The sequence below is a fragment of the Vibrio sp. OY15 genome, from assembly GCF_000742455.1.
Classification (GTDB): Bacteria; Pseudomonadota; Gammaproteobacteria; order Enterobacterales; family Vibrionaceae; genus Vibrio; species Vibrio alginolyticus.
This window is the reverse complement of the sequence record NZ_JPIL01000012.1, coordinates 368,596-387,885: the sequence shown is the minus strand read 5'-3', so window position 1 is coordinate 387,885 and position 19,290 is coordinate 368,596. Positions and strand designations below refer to the sequence as shown.

Genomic DNA, 19,290 nt, shown 5'->3' with positions numbered 1-19,290 from the left:
GTAATTTCTCCTTAGTCCTGAGCTACTTTAGTTACACGTAGGTTGATAAGTGCCAATGCGCCAACCAATAGGAAGATAAGCGTTGCTACCGCACTTGCTAGACCGAAGTCTTGACCGCCAGCACCTTCGAATGCGATTCGGTAGGTGTAACTTACTAGTAGGTCGGTGTAACCCGCAGGCTCTGATGTACCAATCATGTTTGGACCACCGCCAGTCAACAACTGGATAAGTACAAAGTTGTTGAAGTTAAATGCAAAACTTGCGATCAACAATGGTGTTAACGGCTTCAACATCATTGGTAGTGTGATACGTGTAAAGTTCGTGACAAAGTTCGCACCATCAATTGCTGATGCTTCATATAAATCGTCTGGAATCGCTTTTAGTAAGCCCATACACAAAATCATCATGTAAGGGAAACCAAGCCAAGTGTTCACAATTAAGATCATGGTTTTCGCCATGAACGGGTCAGAGAACCAAGCCGGGCTAATGCCGAATAAGCCTTCCAACAACATGTTGATCTCACCAAAGCTTTGGTTAAACAAACCTTTAAAGATCAAGATAGAAATAAACGCCGGAACTGCATAAGGCAGGATTAGCAACAAACGGTAAACTGAGCGACCTTTAAGTGCTTCCCACTGAACCACACTGGCAAGGACAAGACCAATAACAAGCGTAAACAATACGGTTAGCGCAGAGAAAACAATGGTCCAGATAAAGATACTGATAAACGGCTCTTTGATACCATCATCTTTCCAAACACGCTCAAAGTTGTGGGTACCAATGTTCACCACGAAACCTGGTGACACTGTGCTGCCAACAAATTGACCGTTTTCATCGACAGGCTGGTAGTAACCTACTTCCATATTTGGACGTAGCGTTTCTTCAGTCCGGTTGTTGTAAAGCGTTTCACCATCTTCTTGTAATGTGTACAAAGGCACAACTGCAGCAAATTTGCGCAGCCCACTCATACGGATATCATCACCGCTTGGCAAATGTAAATCGACACTGCTCAACGCACTGCGGTTCTTAACAATCGCCTTGATTGATTCTTTTTCACCCGTCACTTCTTCAATTGGTGAAAGATCAAACTCCGATGCTGAAAGGTTATCAAGCTGAAAAGTCGGGCTTGCAAGTAGCTCACCATCTTTTTCAACCACAAGTTGATGGCCTTGCTCCGTTTTATACAAAGTGAACGGGTAGCTATCACCACTTTGGTAAGTTCGGTCCAAAAGTACGTTCTGAGCGCGATCAAAAGAGAGTTGGTTCTTCGCGCTATAGTTGGTAAACGCCAAACCTATGGTGTACGCCAAAGGAAAAAGAATGAAAAGGATCATCCCTGCTATACCAGGGTAGATGTAACGGTGTGCGTACGTCTTTTTACTACCAAAGATGAACAACGCTAAAGCGGTAAGAATGAGCGTAAGTAGTGCAAACGCAATCTCACCGCGAGAATACATAAGGATTGTTGCGTAGCCATTGATGATGCCGACTGTGCCTAAAAGTGACCATTTCATGAACACTTTTTTGCTGCTCGGAAGGCTGGCTTCTGGTGCTGTCATAGCATTTGTACCTTGAACTGACTGCATAGGGAACCTGCTAGCGAATATAGAATAAATATAGAAAAGTAAGGAGGAGTTGCCTCCTCCTTAAAAAGGTCTTACTTAATTATTTAGTCATTTGTTTTTCTGCATCTGCAAGAGCTGCATCGACAGTTTGACGACCGTCAACTACGTTGATGATTGCGTTCTTAGCCGCACCCCAGAATGCGTTCATTTGAGGGATATTTGGCATGATTTCGCCGTTCATCGCATTGTCCATTGTTGCAGCGATACGAGTATCTGAATCTAGCTCACGTTGGAACGAGTTAAGCGCTACCGCACCTAGAGGCTTATCGTTGTTAACCATACGTAGGCCATCGTTTGTTAGTAGGTAGTTCTCAATGAACTCAACTGCTAGGTCTTTGTTTGGAGACGCAGTGCTGATACCAGCTGTTAGAACACCAACGAATGGCTTAGAAGATTGACCTTGGAACTTAGGTAGCGTAGTCACGCCGTAGTTAACGCCTGACTTCTCAATGTTGCCCCAAGACCATGGACCGTTGATCGTCATCGCTGTTTTGCCTTGGTTGAACGCAGACTCAGACACGGAGTAATCCATATCCGCAGAGATTACGCCTTTATCAACTAAGCCTTTTACGAAGCTCATTGCGTCTTTAACGCCTTCTTTCGCGATACCAGCGTCTTTAACATCGTAACCTTCAGAAGTGTATTTGAACGCGTAGCCGCCATCAGCCGCCATTAGTGGCCAAGTGAAGTACGGTTCTTTTAGGTTCCACATGATTGCAGACTTGCCGTCTTTTTTAAGTTTTGCATCTAATGCTGCAACCTCTTCCCAAGACTTTGGTGGGTTTGGAACTAAGTCTTTATTGTAGATTAGAGATAGAGACTCAACCGCAACTGGATAGCCGATCAATTTGCCGTCGTAACGTACTGCATCCCAAGCGAAATCAACGATACCTTCTTGAATATTCTTAGAAGGTTTAATTTCTGCTAGCAGGCCAGCTTCTGCGTAACCACCGAAACGGTCGTGAGCCCAGAATACGATATCAGGACCGTCGCCAGTCGCTGCAGTTTGAGGGAATTTGTCTTGAAGGCCATCTGGGTGAGCCACAGTCACTTTAATGCCTGTGTCTTCTTCAAATTTCTTACCAACTTCAGCAAGGCCGTTGTAGCCTTTATCACCGTTGATCCAGATAGTAAGTTGTCCTTCTTCGATGGCAGCATTAGCACCAAAAGAACCCAAAGCAACAAGAGTACCTAGTGCTACAGCGCTTAACTTTTTCATGTTCGTATCCTTTTTATATTTTTGATGTAGGGCTAGTCCATTGAGGTTCAGCCGTATTTCGACATATATCATCTGAAATAATCCAATATGTCTCATCCTCCTAATCCCTACGCCCTTACAATTATGACGTATTTTCGTGATCTAAATCGCCAAGGGTAAGAGACTCAAATCACAAAATGGATAGTTCCTGTGATCGGTTTCAACTTTAGGTGGTGCAATAATGTGATTTCCGACCAACTGCTTTCTTCCTCCTCCTTTTTTACTCCTCCCTTTCTACTCCCCCTACAATTATTTCTATTAGGAGGATGTCGCACTACGCACAATCTTAGAAACTGCAGTCATCCAAGAGTGGATGGTAAGAACCCTTTCCCAGCAGTGCCTACGTATTAGGAAAAAGATTTGCTGGTTTTGCATTGCCAGACGAGTGGAATGTCATTATTAGTGTTGTTTGTGGTAATTATTTCACGGGGGAGACAATACGAATAATGTGGGGGAGAGAAACTCGTACTTGGCTATGATGGGTAGCACTTCTATTCAGGACATTTTATTGAAGTGCTACCCTACTTTTCTTACCAACCGCAAGAACTTACCGATTCCTACTGTTACTGCTCGCTAGATAATTCATATAATGATGAGCGGTGAATAATAAAAAATTGATCGAGGACGAGCTACATGGCGAGTGTCACGTTAAAAAATGTTTGTAAAGCGTATGGCGACGTACTGATTTCTAAGAACGTAGACCTAACAATCAACGAAGGTGAATTTGTTGTTTTCGTAGGTCCATCAGGTTGTGGTAAATCTACCCTTTTACGTTGTATTGCCGGTCTTGAAGACATTACTTCAGGTGATTTGTATATTGGTGACCAGCGCATGAATGACGTCGAACCATCCAAACGTGGTGTTGGTATGGTATTCCAGTCTTACGCTCTTTACCCGCACCTTAACTTATATGACAACATGTCATTTGGCTTGAAACTAGCAAAAGCAGACAAAGCAGAAATCGACAAGCGTGTTGAACAAGCAGCAGAAATCCTACAACTAGGCCACTTGCTTGAGCGCCAACCAAAAGCACTTTCCGGTGGACAGCGTCAACGTGTGGCGATTGGCCGAACATTGGTATCGCAGCCAAATGTATTCCTTCTAGACGAGCCACTATCAAACTTGGATGCGGCACTGCGTGTAAACATGCGTGCACAAATTACTAAGCTACAACGCCAACTTGGTTGTACCATGATCTACGTAACGCACGATCAGGTAGAAGCGATGACAATGGCAGATAAAATCGTTGTACTAGACGGCGGTTATGTATCGCAAGTTGGTAAGCCGCTTGAGCTTTACCATTACCCACAAAACCGCTTTGTAGCTGGCTTTATCGGTTCTCCTAAAATGAACTTCATGAGCGTATTCATTGATGAAGTAGAAGCAGAGCGCGTCAAAGTTCAACTATCTAACGGCGTATCTTTCTGGATTCCGGTGGATGGTACAACCGTTAACCGCGGCGACCGAATGTCTTTAGGCATTCGCCCTGAGCACCTATTATCCGCTTCTGAAGCTGATGCAAGTATTCACGGTGAAGTGATGATTGTTGAGAAGCTAGGTAACGAAACTCAAGTATACCTAAATCTAGAAGGCGCGGACGCCGACGTTATTTTCCGTCAGCCGGACACGCTTGCAGTCGACACTGGCGATAAAATCGAGATCGGTATTCCAGCTCATCGTTGTCACCTGTTCCACAGTGATGGTCGCGCATGCCGCCGCCTATACAAAGAAAACGGCGTAGAAGTCGAATAGTTCATTCGTCCTTACTCAAAAAAATCCCTCTCAAGTGAGAGGGATTTTTTTATCTTAATAAATATCAGCAATTCGATACTAAATCATTAATCGTGAACGAATCAAATCACCCGTTTCTTCTACCCTCACATAAACCATTGTCTTTGTACTGATACTTCATTTTTAATACTTTTCCTCATTCCTCATAAGTAAGTACCAGCTTTTTCCTAACCCGCCAAACTTAGCCAAAGGGCTAAATATCATTCTTATTTCCACTTACCTCAACAAAGCAAATTTTTACACTTATCAACGAAATTACACGTGACAAAAAACTCAGCAGCATTCCACAGAATGCTCTGTGCACTAACTACTAATAACGTTCACGACACGGCAATTGGGGAAGACACCCAAGGGCGGTAGCGTGTCAGAAGGGAAACTGAGTCATGAAACAAAAAGGACTTATCCGCTCTCATGAGATGGAGTTCGCTTTTTTATATCGCATCTCAGATCTTGCTGTCATCGTCTCTTTTATGCTGCTTTTAGTGTTCAAAGACATGAATACTGCGATGGGGAAAGATTACGTCATATTGGCTTTCGTTGGAGGCATCTCCTTTCTATTTATGGCAGAAAGCGGCAATCTGTATCGCTCTTGGCGAACCAGTTCGTTTAAAGAGCAGATGTTTATTGTCTGTGTTGCTTGGGCGGTGACTTCTGCACTTATCTTTATTGTGCTGTATTTTTCTGAAGTCCATACCTTATTTGATAACACAATTTTAGCGCTGTGGTTTGCGATTACGCCCGCTCTGCTCTTAGCATGGCGAGTAACATTCCGTACCGGATTAGCCTATTTGAGAAAAAAAGGATTCAACACTCGCACTGCGATCATCATCGGCCAAACTCCTCACGGCATTACCCTAGCTAACGAAATTCAAAACCACACAGAACACGGCGTGCTTTTTGATGGCTTTTACGACGAACGATCTTCCGACAGATTGCCAAATTCTGATTATCCTATTAAAGGAGCTGTTGACCACGCCCTTGAGCGAGCTAAAAAAGGGGAAGTAGATTACGTCTATATCGCGATGCCAATGCACGCAAAAGAGCGCATTGCGTCACTTCTTAACCAATTCTCAGATACCACCGCAAATACGTATCTGATTCCCGACTTCTTCACTTATAACCTTTTACATTCTCGTTGGGCGCAGATCGGCCAAGTTCAAACACTAAGTGTCTTTGATACACCTTTTGCTGGAATTTCTTCTTGGGTAAAACGGTTTGAAGACATCTTGTTTTCGAGCATTATTTTGGTCTTAATCGCCCCTATTCTATTCGTCATTGCGATTGGCATTAAGGCAACGTCTAAAGGCCCTGTCATCTTTAAACAACATCGGTACGGTCTTGATGGACGCAAGATTGAAGTCTGGAAGTTCCGTTCAATGACAACCATGGATCAAGGTTCCAACGTGAAACAGGCGACAAAGAACGATCCTCGTATTACGCCTTTTGGCGGATTTCTACGTCGCACCTCTTTGGACGAACTACCTCAATTTATCAATGTACTGCAAGGGACCATGTCTATTGTCGGCCCACGCCCTCATGCCGTGGCACACAATGAAGAATACCGTCAGATCGTGGATCGCTACATGCTACGTCACAAAGTAAAACCAGGCATTACTGGCTGGGCACAGATTAATGGTTATCGCGGCGAAACCGACACCTTAGAAAAAATGGAAAAGAGAGTCGAGTTTGATTTGGATTACATCCACCATTGGTCGGTTTGGATGGACATCAAAATCATCTTTATGACCGTTTTCAAAGGCTTCACTGGTGCTAACGCTTACTAAGGTTAAGATTATGAAGAAACTGACAATGGCAATAGCATTAAGTCTGTTTTCTACTGACTTGCTCGCAGAACCGATGGCTTACCAAACCGAGTCTGGTATAGAGTTGATTCCCCTCGTAAAAACTTTCTACGAGGGAGATGACAACATTAATAAAGCGGAAAAATCCGGCAATGTAGAATCGGCCAATATTTGGGGTATAGAACCAAGCTTACTAGCACGTATAGAACGGAATCGCTATCGCGCAGATATTTTATATAAGTTAAAAGCTGGCTTTTCATCTGACGATCGCAACGACTTCGACGACCACACTTTTCAGTTTTCCAACTTTTTCGAATTTAATCATCGTCATCGTTTAGTGGTTGATTACCGTTTTCGCGCCCAGCATGAAGTTCGAGGAGAAGATATTACCGAAGGTAATGGTAGCGCAATCGACTCACCAATAGAGTTCAACCGTAACGATGTAAAAACCAATTATGTCTTTGGATCTAACGGTGCCAAAGGCAGACTCGAATTCGGTTTAGGCTATAGTGATAAAACCTATCAAAACTATCGTGACGGCTTGCCTGGGCGCCCAAACGCTAAAACTAAATACAACGATTTTCGAGCTCCCAATGCACATTTGGAGTTCTATTTAAGAGCGACGCCAAGAACCTATTGGTTAGTCGGAACAAACCAAATCGTAACCGATTATCAACACCGAAATTCTGCGCAGCCATCGAAAGATAACAACACCAGTTTCTATTACACCGGTGCCGAATGGGAAGTTACAGGAAAAACCAAAGGCATCGCTCGACTCGGTTATCAAATCAAAGATTTTGACAGCGCTCAACGAGAGACATTTAAAGGCTTTAGTTGGGATATCGGCTTTGAATGGCTGCCTCAAGAACAAACTCTAGTCAGCGTGAAAACCACTCAAGCGGCGGTTAACCCCGATCAAGATGGCGATTACAACCTACAAACTCGTTACCGACTGAACCTGAAGCACGATTGGAATAGTTACCTTGCAACTCGCTTAGGTGCTGTTTATCAACAAGATGATTACACGGGAATCTCCAGAAACGACGATCGGTACACTCTATCTTTTGGTATCGATTATCAGATCAAACGTTGGATACAGCTGCAAGCCGATTGGCAATACCAAGATAAAAACTCTAGCCGATCGGATTATAGCTTCGAACAAAACATTTGGACTTTAAGCGCACAGTTTTCTCTGTAAAAAGGATTATTAATGAAGGCATTCATCAAATTCATGAGTGTAGCGTTGTTGCTATTTAGCACTTTGGTCAACGCTGACTCAAACGAGGAAGATTACTTACTCGATACTGGCGATACCATTTCCGTGCAGGTCTATGGTGAAGAAGATCTTACGATTAAAAATATTCTAATAACGTCAGATGGCTACTTTGATTACCCCTACCTTGGCCGAATTAAAGCAATCAAAAAAACACCAAAACAACTCAAGTACGAAATAGAAACGGGCTTAAAAGGCGATTATCTCATCAATCCAAAAGTGATGGTCACCATCAATAACTTTCGTCTGTTTTACGTTAATGGAGAAGTCAGGAGACCTGGTGGATTTGAGTACCGTCCAGGGTTAACCATAGAGAAGGCCATCGCTCTAGCAGGTGGCTTGACCGACAGAGCCTCACGCAAAGGCATTAACCTCACCAAGCATAAAACAGGTCAAACGATGGAGGGGGTCAGTATGCACCGCAACGTTGAACCTGGTGACATTGTATTTATTGACCAGAGCTTCTTTTAAGTGACAGGGAATCAAATGAACGGGACTCATCCAAATAATCTCCAGATGAACAAAGTAGAACTGATTCGTTTTGGCCATCACTTCAAAGCGATTAAAAAGAATTGGCTAAGCATCGCAGCATTCACGCTTCTGTTCTCATTAACTTGTACTTGGTATATCTACTCCAAAGCATCGATATACCAAGCTACAGCTACGCTACTCATCCAAGAGGAGCAAAAAAGCGCCCTTTCAATCGAGGAAGTATATGGCGTCGACACGACAAAAAAAGAGTACTTTCAAACGCAAATCGCCATTTTAAAATCGAATCATATTGCAGATAAGGTCATTAGAGAGCTGAACCTTACCCAATTACCTGAATTCACAAGCTCAGGGGGGTTAAATAAAAAAATCGACCAAATAAAGTCGATTCCTTTTGTTCAAGACCTACTGAATGTGGCACCAAGCCCAAAAGAAACCGCCCAGTTTTCAGAGTCCTATTATCAGGCACTTCAAGCTTTCAGAGGTAAACTCGATATTGAGCCAGTACGTAACACCCAATTAGTCAGAATTCGCTTTCGTTCTACCGATCCTAAGCTTGCGACGACAATCGCCAACGCGGTCGGCCAAGCCTACATTGACGCAAATTTTGAAGCCAAATTGGTCGTTACACAAAATGCGGCTACTTGGTTGACAAACAACTCTCAAAAATTGGAGGAGCGATTACGTAACTCGGAGCAAGCGCTGCAAGAATTCTTGTTAAAAGAAGGGTTGATCGATATAAACGGTATTGATGAAATTTACGCAAATGAGCTAGAAGAACTCACTCGCAAGCTGAATATCGCTGTTAATAAGCGTATTGAAGCGCAGACGTTAATCCAACTGTTACGACGTAAATCTTCGCAAAGTTTAGACAGCTTGTTGTCAATTGATGAATTCGCTAATCAAGCGCAAATCCGCGATCTAAAATTGTCGGAAGCACAGGCAGCCAAAAATCTCTCTGAACTGGCACAGCGCTACGGACCTAAGCATGATCGAATGATTCAGGCGAAAGCACAGCTTGCTGAAATTCAATCAAGAACTCAGCAACTCATTCGTGACATTTCCTTCAGTAAGCAACAAGACCTTCTTGCTGCAAAAGCGCAAGAGGACATGCTTCGAGCAGAACTCGATAACAAAAAGTCAGACTTCCAATCGTTAGGGTCACAAAAAGCGCGTTACGAACAGTTAAAACGCGAGGTTGAATCGAATAAGGCACTCTATGAAGCGTTCTTAAATCGTGAGAAAGAGACCAACGCCACCAGCGACTACAAGAATGTCACTGCTCGCTTTACTGATAAAGCCATCATTCCTCTATTCCCGGTGGCACCACAACGAATCAAACTGGTACTGATTGCCACCTTTTTTGGCTTTGCCATTGCTTGCGCTCTAGTCATCATCTTAGAAACGATGCGAGAAGTTATCCGAAGCACAGCCGATGTGCAGGAAAAACTTGGTGTTACGTGTTTAGGTGTGATTCCTATGGTCAAAAAACGCAATTTGCGTAAAAACGGCGTCAGTTATACCGCGTATTTAGATGATGAAGAAAAGCTATTTAGTGAAGCTTGCCGCTCCGTCAGAACCTCGCTTCTGCTCAGATTAACCAACACGAAGCAAAAGATATTGCCCTTTACCTCTGCTATTCCAGAAGAAGGAAAAACATCGACCAGTATCAATATGGCGGTGTCGTTTTCAAAAATGGAAAAGGTGTTGATCATCGACTGCGATTTACGTCGACCTTCCATCGCAAAGCGATTCGGTATTGCTGAATCAAGCCCTGGCTTAACGCATATCCTGACGATGGATACGCCAATCAAAGATTGTGTTACACATATAAAAGAAGCCAACTTAGATGTATTACCGGCCGGCCTAATTCCGCCAAACCCACAGGAATTACTGGCTTCTGATCGCTTTAAAAAGTTGCTCGAACATTTTCAAAATAAGTATGACCGGATCATTATCGATACACCGCCCCTACTGTCAGTGAGTGACGCACTTATTCTTGGTCAGTATGCCAATGGTCTGATCACCGTCATTCGCTCAGAATCAACAAAATCATCACTGGTTAACCTTGCGTTATCTAAACAAATACAACACTCAGTTCCATCTCTTGGCGTCTTAATCACACAAGCCAAGGCCAAGGAAGGAGAGACGCTCTATGTCCAGAAATACGCATACTAACGTAAACCTATCTTGGTACCAAACGTTGAAAAGCCAAGAACAGCCGGTATTGATCTATCAAATGGGCAAAGTAGGTTCGAGTGCATTAGAGCATTCCATTCCTGACTCGATTCACTTGCACGACCTTATGACCGTCGATGCGCAAAAACAAATATCCCCCGTTAGAGCGCAATTGCATAAGCCTCAGATCAATGCGTTAAAGCGACGACTAAAGCGTATAACGATGAGCCACATGTTAAAGCGCAAGAAAAAAGTTCGAATCATCTCGCTGGTGCGTGAACCGATCGGACGAAATGTCTCAATGTTCTTTCAAGCACTTCCTTTTTGGATGGCGGACAAATATCTAAAGGATGACAGCGCAATACGTACCGAACGACCGCAATTACTCCAAGAAGCATTTGATAAGCACATGAATCATCAATATGCGCTGCAGTGGTTTGACAACGAGATCAAACAACTAACAGGGATTGATGTGTTTAACGAGTCTTTTAATCACGAAGTAGGCTATCAAACATACCATAACAATAACTTCTCACTGTTGGTCATTCGAAGTGACAAGCTAACGCAGGCTAACTCCGCAGTTGAAGACTTTTTAGGTTACCCCGTGGATGTTGTTTATGAAAATCAATCAGACAACAAATGGTACTCGCCACTACTGAAAGAATTCAAAACGCAATTTCAACCTACACCCGAGTACGTTGAAGAAATGCTGAATTCTAAATTGACGAAGCACTTTTTCTCAAATGCAGAAATCATCGACCTTAAACAGCAATATCTGACCAATTAATCATGAAAACCAAGATTCTACATATTATTAATGATCTTTCTCAGAACGGCGGTGCTCAGAAGTTCTTAGTCGATCTTGTTTTAGAACATAAGCCTGAATACGAAATCAAAATTTTGGTCTTGTGTGATGAAAATGATTACTTACCAATGCTATCCGCCCAAGGGATAGAGTGTTTTAACTGGCGCACATTGTCATTGAGTGAGAAATTCTCTTTGCTGCGTTGGCCGGATGTCGTTCACGGGCACCTCTACCCTTCCATTTACCTAGCGCTATTGGCGGTAGGTAAAAAACGAATCCAGACTGAGCACTGTTCTTATAACCGTCGACGTGACTATCCGCTGTTTAAGTTCATGGAATACGTCTTGTATTGGGGCCACGACTTGACGGTCAGTATTAGTGAAAAAGTACAAGATGAACTGGTGAAGTTCATGCCTCGCTACCAACACAAATATCACGTGGTGCACAATGGCGTTGATTTAAAAAGGTTTTCTATGACACCAAGATGCGCCAGCCACCTAATCGACAAACCAGTTATCAAGATTGGAATGGTGGGCCGACTTCACCAACATAAAGATCATGAAACGCTTATCCAAGCACTTATCCATTTACCAAGACGATACGAACTCCACCTTGCGGGAGATGGAGAAAAAAAATCGTCACTGCAAGAATTGGCAACAAAAATCAACGTCGCGCAACGTGTTCACTTTCATGGCGTAGTTTCAGACGTTCCAGCCTTTTTGAACGACATGGATATTTACGTGCAATCGTCGCACGTCGAAGGCTTTGGTTTGGCGGCGGTTGAGGCAATGGCAGCAGGCTTACCCGTACTATCGTCGGACGTACCTGGTTTGGATGACGTCACCGGACGTGCCGAATATTTATTTCAAGTTGGTAACGCCACTGAACTGAGCCAAAAAGTGCTCCAGCTGTGTGAAAGTGTTGAGCGGTATGACGCTGCAAGTCAATACTCAGTCAATAGGGCCTCTCTCTACACCATCGATAAATTTCGTGAAGGTTACTATGGAATCTACCAGCAGCTTTGCGCCAACAAATAATTCCGCGCCATCGAGCCATCGCGCCTCATTGCTTGCAGCATGCCTATTAGCATTGTTCTTTATTCCTATGAAGTTTCGTGCTGGAGGAATAGCGCTAGCCCCGTCTGACATCGCAAGCCTTTTGTCCATTGGTTTTACTGCATTAGTGGTATTGGAAGGAAAAGCTGAAAAACTCATGCATCCCTGTATGGGGTTCCTCATATTGTTCACTGGGTATGTGTTCATAAATGGTCTGCTAAATCGCGTCCCTTTAATGCCGCTAGTTATAGAAACTGTGCAATGGTTAGCGATTTTGTGCCTACTGAGCCTAATGTACGCCTATGGCGTGTTTGATGACGAACGGGTAATGGTTTATTTCACGTATTTGTTGTTTTTCATCTGTACGCTCGTTGCCTTATGGCACTTTGCTGAGGGCTATCAAAGCGGGTTTAAGTTACTCGGGGTAAGTAAATACGGGTTCGGTGTACTGTGCTCACTACTGTACCTTTATCGAGATAAAATTCGCGCTTTCCACCTTTTGATGCTCGTAGCTTTAGTATTACTGGTGTTGTCACAAGAAAGAAAAGCGCTACTTGGTTTTTGTCTGCTTTTCTTCTTTGACCAACTGCTCGTAAAAAACTTAATGAGAAAATCGCTCAGCGAAACGTACACGTGGACAATTTTATTAGCCTTGAGCTTCATTGTGTTTACTGCCGTCACAACCACACTCTACGTTGGGTTTGAAACGCTAGCAGACACATTGGAAATAACCCAAGAAGACGTCTTATTTGCCAACCAAAGTGAAGCGCGCTGGGTATCGAATCTTCATAGAAAACTTTTACTTGCCAATGGGCTAGATATTTTACTTCAACACCCAGTGTTAGGTGTCGGCGCGAAAATGTTACCCAACTTTATGATCAGTTACTTTAATTATGATGAGCTGGCGATCTACACCCACAACTTTGTGTTAGATACCGCAATTGAATACGGATTGCTTGGTATCGGTCTGCTGTTTGGTGGTTATTTTCTTTTTATTCGCTTTTGCTTCCGTAGTCTTAATGAAAACAGAAAAAGCCTATTACTTGCGATATACGCCCTCATCATGGTGTTTTTCGTTGCGGTAAACACCACCATAATTTTAATACTCTTATTACCCGTCATGATCAGCATGAGCAACGACTCAAGGGCCATTGCTCATACTTTTCCGGTAAACCATCACCACGAATATGAATAATCAAGGATAGGATAGATGAAGTATTCAATCTCTCGACAATTTGAAAAGAACCGAGAACTCCAAGCTGATAATTTTGTTTTAGTTTACCAAATGGGCAAAGTTGGCTCCTCATCAATTGAGCACACGCTAGGGGAGAAAAATATCCCGAGCTATCACATCCACACCTTTGATGATCACGAAGAATTTCACATGTATCACAATAAAAAAGACGTGAGTAAATTCTTCGACTTCCGAAACCGCGCACTCTATCGCTTAGTGCTCAAGCAGCGAAAACGTATCTTACAAAAACGCGAGCAGATTAAAATCGTTACGCTGGTCCGCGATCCAATCGCAACTGTCTTTTCTCGCTTCTTTCAAGATCTCCATTTGCAATTTATCGAAGGCAAAAAGAACGATGCAATTCACCGAGATATGGAAGTCACGTATCAGCACCTCGAGCATTGCTTTGATAACTATATCAATCTCAACTATTTTGCGGACTGGTTCGACAACGAGTTAAAGCGTAATTTCAATATCGATGTGATGCGCCAAGAGCTGGACAACACTCAACCTTTCTTCACATTCCAGAACGCTCAGGCCAACGTCATGCTAATCAAATGTGAACAGCTCAGTTCTCTTGATAAAGAAATCGGTGAGTTTCTTGAGTTGCAAGACTTCGTGCTAAAAAACAGCAACGAAGCGAAAAACAAGTGGTACTCCAATATCCACCAACACTTTAAGAATCACTACGACTTCTCAAAACTGTTCTATATGTACGATCTTCCCTTGTATCGCCACGTTTATTCAGAGCAAGAGCGTGATGCTTTTAAACACAAATGGATGCAAACACCAGGGACAAAATCATCATGAAGAAAGTACTCCATGTTACAGAAGCGTTTGGAGGTGGCGTTCAAACCGCCCTCTATAGTTATGTTCACTCATCCAGAGACGAGCCTTATCAACATTTCTTGCTAGCCAGAGCCCGAGAAAACGACTTGACCAATGAGAACAACCACCACATTTTCGTACAGACAAAGTGGGTAGAAGGCGGCTTGCTTCAATTTATTCGCGATGCAAACCACATGATTGCATCACTTGGTCCCGACGTCGTGCATTTGCACTCGAGTAAAGCGGGATTTCTCGGCCGATTTCTAAAGCTTGGCAAGGCACGCTTGGTTTACACACCGCACTGTTATGCCTTCGAACGTGAAGATATCTCAGAGCTTGCACGCCAGATCTATAAAGCACTAGAGAAAGTAAAACTGAGCAAAATTGATGTGGTTGCAGGCTGTAGCCAACGAGAGTGTGACCTAGCCATTAGCATTGGTGCGAAACGTGCCGAACTGCTCAACAACTACGTGTCTTATCAAAGTGAAGATCGTATAGAGCGAAACAAGCAAGAAGCGCTGAAGCTCGTTGTACTTGGTCGTGTCGCGCCCCAAAAAGATCCTCAGTTTCTTATCAGCACATTGCAGTTCCTTAATCGGTATGCGCTTAACCGCCCGATAGAGATCACATGGATAGGTGGCGGTGACCACGTACTCGAACAGAAATTACGCACTGAAAATGTGGATGTAACGGGTATGCTGCCTCGCGATGAGGTAGTTGAAAAGCTCAAGGGTTCAGACCTTTATCTACATACTGCGGCATGGGAAGGGATGCCGTTAACCATTCTAGAAGCATCCAAATTACATCTTCCTATGGTTATTCGGACCATCGGCGCAACCAAAGATCTCAACTACCCGTTTTTAGCGCTCACACCTGAAGAAATGGCCAAGCAGATCGCGCATTGTGTCAATCATTATGAAGAGATCGATTTTCGCCAATATACAGCAGAATTAAACGATGCCTTCAGTGAAGAAAAACAGCGCCTAGCACTCAATAAACTATACGGTTAAATGCTCCTATGTTTCACACTGTTCAACAAAAATTACTGTTGATGCCCAGCGGTAAAAAAAGCTTATTATCTACTGGATTAAAAACCGCAATCACGCGTGTGTTGAGTGCGCTATTTGCTTTTTTACTGACTCTGATTGTATCGAAGACCAGTGACGCTTCGACGGCCGGTCAATTTTTCTTTTTATTCAACCTAGTCTCACTACTCGCCATCGTTTCTCAGCTAGGTTTTGATGTCTCGTTAGTTCGTTACAATGCGATCGCTTTTAATAACAAAGAGAAGCTTGAACAAAGCCAAAACTATAAAACCGCACTTTATCGAAGTATGGCATTTTGCTTGCTCGCCATAGGCGTTTTGTTGGCAGGGTTTAATCTGTTTCCAGAACAGCTAAACCAGACTCAATCACCAATGTATGCGATTACTTTATGCTTGCTTTGCATACCTTTCTTGGTGCTTGCGCAAACCAACAGTCGGGTGCTTCAAGCATGTAGAAAAGTTGTATCATCTCTGTTTGCATTGCAGCTTGGGGTAAGCATGTTGATGGTCATTTTTGTCTTTGCCCTAGACTATATCGGTCAGCAAAATATCAACAATCTAATGACCGCACTGCTTTTAACGAGCATAGGTGTCGCGGTCATATCTAGTGCCAATTGGCTTGGCTCAGATCAATATCAAACATCGGCTTTCGTACCAAACAAAAAAATGGTCTCTTCTGCCAAGCAAGTCTGGGTTGGCAGTATCTTCACGAATGTTCTTCAATGGGGAAGCCTTGTTATTGCGGGCTTTTTTATCTCAACAGCGGAAATCGGTTTGTTAGCCGCAGCCCAACGCACATCACTACTGATTGGCTTTGTGCTGATTACCATTAACTTTGTGGTCGCCCCGATGTTTGCCTCTCTCTACAAAGAGCGTCAAATGCGCAAACTGCAGAATCTTAGCCGCTTGGCGTGCCGAGCCAATGTTGGTTTAGCGATAGTACCCGTAATTATTTGCACCCTCTTCCCCGAGTTTGTAATGCAGTTTTTTGGTGAGGAGTTTCTCGCCGCGGCACCACTATTAGTCGTCCTTTCTCTGGGGCAGTTAGTCAATGTTGCAACTGGTTCAGTAGGTTTTTTATTATTAATGAGTGGTCATGAGAGAACCATGAAATACATTACAATTTCCTCCGGTACGGTGTCCATCTGCCTACTTGTTACGCTTTGTCAAATGTTTGGTGTGATTGGTGCAGCGTGGGCAATGGCAATTGGCATGGCTATCCAGAATTTAGCTGCACTGTACTTTGTAAAACGTTACTTAGGCTTCTTTCCAATAGGTTAATTATGGCTTTAATACTGGCACGCACGAGTTTTGTTTTAGTCCTGATGCTAACCGCTTCACTCTCTTTGTGGAAAAGCTCTGACCTACACCATACTGCTTACCTGCAAATGGAAACCTACTTAGGCGGATCAAGTACGCTTCACTTTACTTTCAGTTTATTGATCGGCTTTTTATCGGTCTTCACGTTCCCTTCTCTGGTGAGCTCGAATAAAACCGACGTTTTTGGGATTCGTCTTTTGCTACTGCTGTTAGCTATCGTTTCAATGGAAGAAATAAGCCAACTTTTTATTCCAAATCGATCATTTAGTTTTGATGATCTCAGCACCAACTGGATAGGCGTTATCTCAGGTTACTTTAGTGCCAAGTTAATTCGCTTCATCCGCGCTCGATCGTTCTAGTAATACAGGAATCTCTGGGGGATTTGGGTATATAATTACGCCAAACAACCAGACTAACGAGTACATCATGCCATCTCATCCAACCAAGATTACTTTTTTTGAATTCTTAACCCCGTTGATCACGTCAGGCAAAAAGACGATAACGATTCGAGATGAATCAGAAAGCCATTACGTTCCCAATACAGAAGTCGAAGTTTTTACCTTAGAAAAGGATCGTAAAGTCTGCGATATCAAGATACGTTCTGTAGAACCACTTCACTTTGAAGATATTAATGAGTTTCATGCAGAACAAGAAGCCATCGAACTACCAAAACTCAAGCAGTTAATTCGAGAAATCTACCCAAATACCGACACGCTCTTTGTTATTGAGTATGAGCTGATTAAATAACCCACAACAAACACTAGACGACTGGTCTAATTCATTCTATAGTACACTTCATGAACGCAAAGACGAATGACACACGCCAACATATTCTCGACGTCGGATACGAGTTGATCGTAAACCGAGGGTTCACGAGTGTTGGTCTTTCAGAGCTATTAAAAAAGGCCGCAGTGCCAAAAGGCTCGTTTTATCATTACTTCAAATCCAAAGAACAATTTGGTGAAGCGATGATTCAAGACTACTTTACTAAGTATTTTGAGCGTTTAAACGCACGCTTTACCAATACTGAACTGAGTGGCTACCAACGCCTAATGAGCTATTTCGAAGAAATGGTCAAAGTAGAAGACGACGTGTGTAATGCGAACAAATGTTTATTGGTTAAGTTAAGTGCAGAAGTCTCCGATCTCTCTGAGTCAATGCGCTTGGCATTACGCCAAGGAGCAGACAAAACCATTCAAGCGATAGCGGATTGCATTGACATCGGCATTCAAGATGGCTCAATCCCCAATGGTGACAGTGCGTTATTAGCAAGGCAGATATACTACCTTTGGAATGGCGCTAGCTTGCTGAACAAACTTTATCAAGATCAGGCAGCATTGACGCAAAGTCTGACCTATACTCAACACTTACTGCAGAATACGCGCACTTGCCCATAATGGGCGGCGTGGAAGCAGAATGAACACCCTACACACGTTTCACTGTCAGAAAAAGCGTCAGTGTTAACACAGTAAACCTTCCCGCTTTAAATAAGCGGGATATTTTGAAACAAATACTAGACGACCGGTCTAATCAACAAGTGAGATAGATATGACTAACGCAACAAATCGCAGAATCGTACTCGCGTCACGTCCCCATGGTGCACCGACACAAGAAAACTTTCGTTTAGAAGAGGTAACGAAACCGACTCCGAAAGAGGGTGAAATGCTATTGAGAACGGTTTATTTATCTCTAGATCCATACATGCGTGGTCGCATGAGTGATGCCGAATCATACGCTGACCCTGTTGCAATTGATGACGTAATGGTCGGTGGTACAGTTTGTCAGGTAGAAACATCAAACCACCCAGATTACGAAGCGGGTGAATGGGTTCTTGCCTACACTGTTGGCTGGCAAGACTACGCTATCTCAACTGGTGAGATGGTCATTAAACTTGGTAAAGAACCGCAAAACCCTTCTTACGCGTTAGGCGTTGCAGGTATGCCAGGATTTACCGCGTACATGGGTTTACTCGACATTGGTCAGCCAAAACCAGGGGAAACCATCGTGGTAGCAGCTGCTACGGGGCCTGTAGGCGCAACAGTTGGTCAAATTGGTAAAATCAAAGGTTGCCGAGTTGTTGGTATAGCAGGCGGAGAAGAAAAATGCCGTTACGCTAAAGAGGTGCTTGGTTTCGATGAGTGTATTGATCACAAAGCTGAAGACTTTGCAGAACAACTGAAAAATGCCTGTGACAAAGGTATTGATGTTTACTTCGAAAACGTAGGTGGCAAAGTATTCGAGGCTGTAATGCCACTTCTGAATACAAATGCGCGTATCCCACTTTGTGGTTTGATTTCTCAGTACAACTCGACAGAGCTGCCTGAAGGTACCGACCATCTTCCATTACTAATGGGTAAGCTCCTGACCAAACGAATCAAGGTGCAAGGCTTCATCATTTTTGATGATTACGGACATCGTTACGGTGAATTTGCGCAAGATATTAATCAATGGTTGGCAGAAGGAAAGATCCAATACCGCGAACATCTAGTACAAGGACTGGATAATGCGCCAGAAGCATTCATCGGTCTGTTGGAAGGTAAGAATTTCGGCAAACTTGTAGTACAGATTAACGACCCATTATAAAAAG

The 19,290-nt window shown here is 43.3% G+C and carries 17 protein-coding genes; 15 read left to right on the top strand and 2 right to left on the bottom strand.

The genetic code is table 11. The annotated features are described in order from the left end of the window. Positions 1 to 11 precede the first annotated feature (11 nt). The gene (malF, locus tag IJ23_RS15785; protein WP_005375273.1) at positions 12 to 1,586 is read right to left on the bottom strand and encodes a maltose ABC transporter permease MalF; all 1,575 of its coding nucleotides are present in this window, start codon (positions 1,584 to 1,586) and stop codon (positions 12 to 14) included. Between the two features lie 79 nt (positions 1,587 to 1,665). After that, positions 1,666 to 2,844: a maltose/maltodextrin ABC transporter substrate-binding protein MalE gene (gene malE / locus IJ23_RS15780; RefSeq protein ID WP_005375272.1), complete on the bottom strand. Its 1,179-nt coding sequence runs from the start codon at positions 2,842 to 2,844 to the stop codon at positions 1,666 to 1,668. A 672-nt stretch (positions 2,845 to 3,516) separates the two neighbouring features. Between malE and malK the strand changes: the two genes are divergently transcribed. The 15 genes from malK (at position 3,517) to IJ23_RS15705 (ending at position 19,286) form a co-directional block, all read left to right on the top strand. After that, complete coding sequence (malK, locus tag IJ23_RS15775) at positions 3,517 to 4,635, top strand: maltose/maltodextrin ABC transporter ATP-binding protein MalK (protein ID WP_005375271.1); 1,119 nt, start codon at positions 3,517 to 3,519, stop codon at positions 4,633 to 4,635. 422 nt (positions 4,636 to 5,057) lie between these two features. After that, positions 5,058 to 6,458: an undecaprenyl-phosphate glucose phosphotransferase gene (locus tag IJ23_RS15770; protein WP_033906767.1), complete on the top strand. Its 1,401-nt coding sequence runs from the start codon at positions 5,058 to 5,060 to the stop codon at positions 6,456 to 6,458. Between the two features lie 10 nt (positions 6,459 to 6,468). Further along, entirely contained in the window at positions 6,469 to 7,674 is a 1,206-nt protein-coding gene (locus tag IJ23_RS15765) for an outer membrane beta-barrel protein (protein WP_033906766.1), read from the top strand. A 12-nt stretch (positions 7,675 to 7,686) separates the two neighbouring features. Next, positions 7,687 to 8,220 (top strand): polysaccharide biosynthesis/export family protein, encoded by a 534-nt coding sequence (locus tag IJ23_RS15760; protein WP_050550102.1) that lies wholly within the window; start codon positions 7,687 to 7,689, stop codon positions 8,218 to 8,220. Positions 8,221 to 8,235: 15 nt separating this feature from the next. Continuing rightward, positions 8,236 to 10,416 (top strand): GumC family protein, encoded by a 2,181-nt coding sequence (locus tag IJ23_RS15755; RefSeq protein ID WP_174844538.1) that lies wholly within the window; start codon positions 8,236 to 8,238, stop codon positions 10,414 to 10,416. Beyond that, a complete protein-coding gene (locus IJ23_RS15750; protein ID WP_033906764.1) occupies positions 10,394 to 11,203 on the top strand; it encodes a putative capsular polysaccharide synthesis family protein in 810 nt (269 codons plus the stop codon). The genes IJ23_RS15755 and IJ23_RS15750 overlap by 23 nt, the downstream gene beginning before the upstream one ends. 2 nt (positions 11,204 to 11,205) lie before the next feature. Beyond that, on the top strand, positions 11,206 to 12,258 hold the full coding sequence (locus tag IJ23_RS15745; protein WP_033906763.1) for a glycosyltransferase: 1,053 nt from the start codon (positions 11,206 to 11,208) through the stop codon (positions 12,256 to 12,258). Continuing rightward, entirely contained in the window at positions 12,224 to 13,471 is a 1,248-nt protein-coding gene (locus tag IJ23_RS15740) for an O-antigen ligase family protein (protein ID WP_033906762.1), read from the top strand. Before IJ23_RS15745 ends, IJ23_RS15740 begins: the two co-directional genes overlap by 35 nt. A 15-nt stretch (positions 13,472 to 13,486) precedes the next feature. Beyond that, complete coding sequence (locus IJ23_RS15735; RefSeq protein WP_017821256.1) at positions 13,487 to 14,320, top strand: putative capsular polysaccharide synthesis family protein; 834 nt, start codon at positions 13,487 to 13,489, stop codon at positions 14,318 to 14,320. Then, positions 14,317 to 15,348 carry a glycosyltransferase family 4 protein gene (locus IJ23_RS15730; protein ID WP_017821257.1) on the top strand — a complete coding sequence of 344 codons (1,032 nt, stop codon included), beginning with the start codon at positions 14,317 to 14,319 and terminating at the stop codon, positions 15,346 to 15,348. Before IJ23_RS15735 ends, IJ23_RS15730 begins: the two co-directional genes overlap by 4 nt. Positions 15,349 to 15,356: 8 nt before the next feature. After that, on the top strand, positions 15,357 to 16,664 hold the full coding sequence (locus IJ23_RS15725; RefSeq protein WP_033906761.1) for an oligosaccharide flippase family protein: 1,308 nt from the start codon (positions 15,357 to 15,359) through the stop codon (positions 16,662 to 16,664). A gap of 2 nt (positions 16,665 to 16,666) precedes the next feature. Further along, on the top strand, positions 16,667 to 17,062 hold the full coding sequence (locus IJ23_RS15720) for a VanZ family protein (protein WP_033906760.1): 396 nt from the start codon (positions 16,667 to 16,669) through the stop codon (positions 17,060 to 17,062). A 67-nt stretch (positions 17,063 to 17,129) separates the two neighbouring features. Beyond that, positions 17,130 to 17,450: a N(4)-acetylcytidine aminohydrolase gene (gene yqfB / locus IJ23_RS15715; RefSeq protein WP_033906759.1), complete on the top strand. Its 321-nt coding sequence runs from the start codon at positions 17,130 to 17,132 to the stop codon at positions 17,448 to 17,450. 50 nt (positions 17,451 to 17,500) lie between these two features. Further along, on the top strand, positions 17,501 to 18,100 hold the full coding sequence (locus IJ23_RS15710; protein ID WP_005385858.1) for a TetR/AcrR family transcriptional regulator: 600 nt from the start codon (positions 17,501 to 17,503) through the stop codon (positions 18,098 to 18,100). A gap of 151 nt (positions 18,101 to 18,251) precedes the next feature. After that, entirely contained in the window at positions 18,252 to 19,286 is a 1,035-nt protein-coding gene (locus tag IJ23_RS15705) for an NADP-dependent oxidoreductase (protein WP_033906757.1), read from the top strand. The last annotated feature ends 4 nt before the right edge of the window (positions 19,287 to 19,290 follow it).

Coding starts and splice junctions, on each gene's coding strand:
- malF (WP_005375273.1), bottom strand. CDS start 1,586: ATGCAGTCAGTTCAAGGTACAAATGCTATGACAGCACCAGAAGCCAGC.
- malE (WP_005375272.1), bottom strand. CDS start 2,844: ATGAAAAAGTTAAGCGCTGTAGCACTAGGTACTCTTGTTGCTTTGGGT.
- malK (WP_005375271.1), top strand. CDS start 3,517: ATGGCGAGTGTCACGTTAAAAAATGTTTGTAAAGCGTATGGCGACGTA.
- IJ23_RS15770 (WP_033906767.1), top strand. CDS start 5,058: ATGAAACAAAAAGGACTTATCCGCTCTCATGAGATGGAGTTCGCTTTT.
- IJ23_RS15765 (WP_033906766.1), top strand. CDS start 6,469: ATGAAGAAACTGACAATGGCAATAGCATTAAGTCTGTTTTCTACTGAC.
- IJ23_RS15760 (WP_050550102.1), top strand. CDS start 7,687: ATGAAGGCATTCATCAAATTCATGAGTGTAGCGTTGTTGCTATTTAGC.
- IJ23_RS15755 (WP_174844538.1), top strand. CDS start 8,236: ATGAACGGGACTCATCCAAATAATCTCCAGATGAACAAAGTAGAACTG.
- IJ23_RS15750 (WP_033906764.1), top strand. CDS start 10,394: ATGTCCAGAAATACGCATACTAACGTAAACCTATCTTGGTACCAAACG.
- IJ23_RS15745 (WP_033906763.1), top strand. CDS start 11,206: ATGAAAACCAAGATTCTACATATTATTAATGATCTTTCTCAGAACGGC.
- IJ23_RS15740 (WP_033906762.1), top strand. CDS start 12,224: ATGGAATCTACCAGCAGCTTTGCGCCAACAAATAATTCCGCGCCATCG.
- IJ23_RS15735 (WP_017821256.1), top strand. CDS start 13,487: ATGAAGTATTCAATCTCTCGACAATTTGAAAAGAACCGAGAACTCCAA.
- IJ23_RS15730 (WP_017821257.1), top strand. CDS start 14,317: ATGAAGAAAGTACTCCATGTTACAGAAGCGTTTGGAGGTGGCGTTCAA.
- IJ23_RS15725 (WP_033906761.1), top strand. CDS start 15,357: ATGTTTCACACTGTTCAACAAAAATTACTGTTGATGCCCAGCGGTAAA.
- IJ23_RS15720 (WP_033906760.1), top strand. CDS start 16,667: ATGGCTTTAATACTGGCACGCACGAGTTTTGTTTTAGTCCTGATGCTA.
- yqfB (WP_033906759.1), top strand. CDS start 17,130: ATGCCATCTCATCCAACCAAGATTACTTTTTTTGAATTCTTAACCCCG.
- IJ23_RS15710 (WP_005385858.1), top strand. CDS start 17,501: ATGAACGCAAAGACGAATGACACACGCCAACATATTCTCGACGTCGGA.
- IJ23_RS15705 (WP_033906757.1), top strand. CDS start 18,252: ATGACTAACGCAACAAATCGCAGAATCGTACTCGCGTCACGTCCCCAT.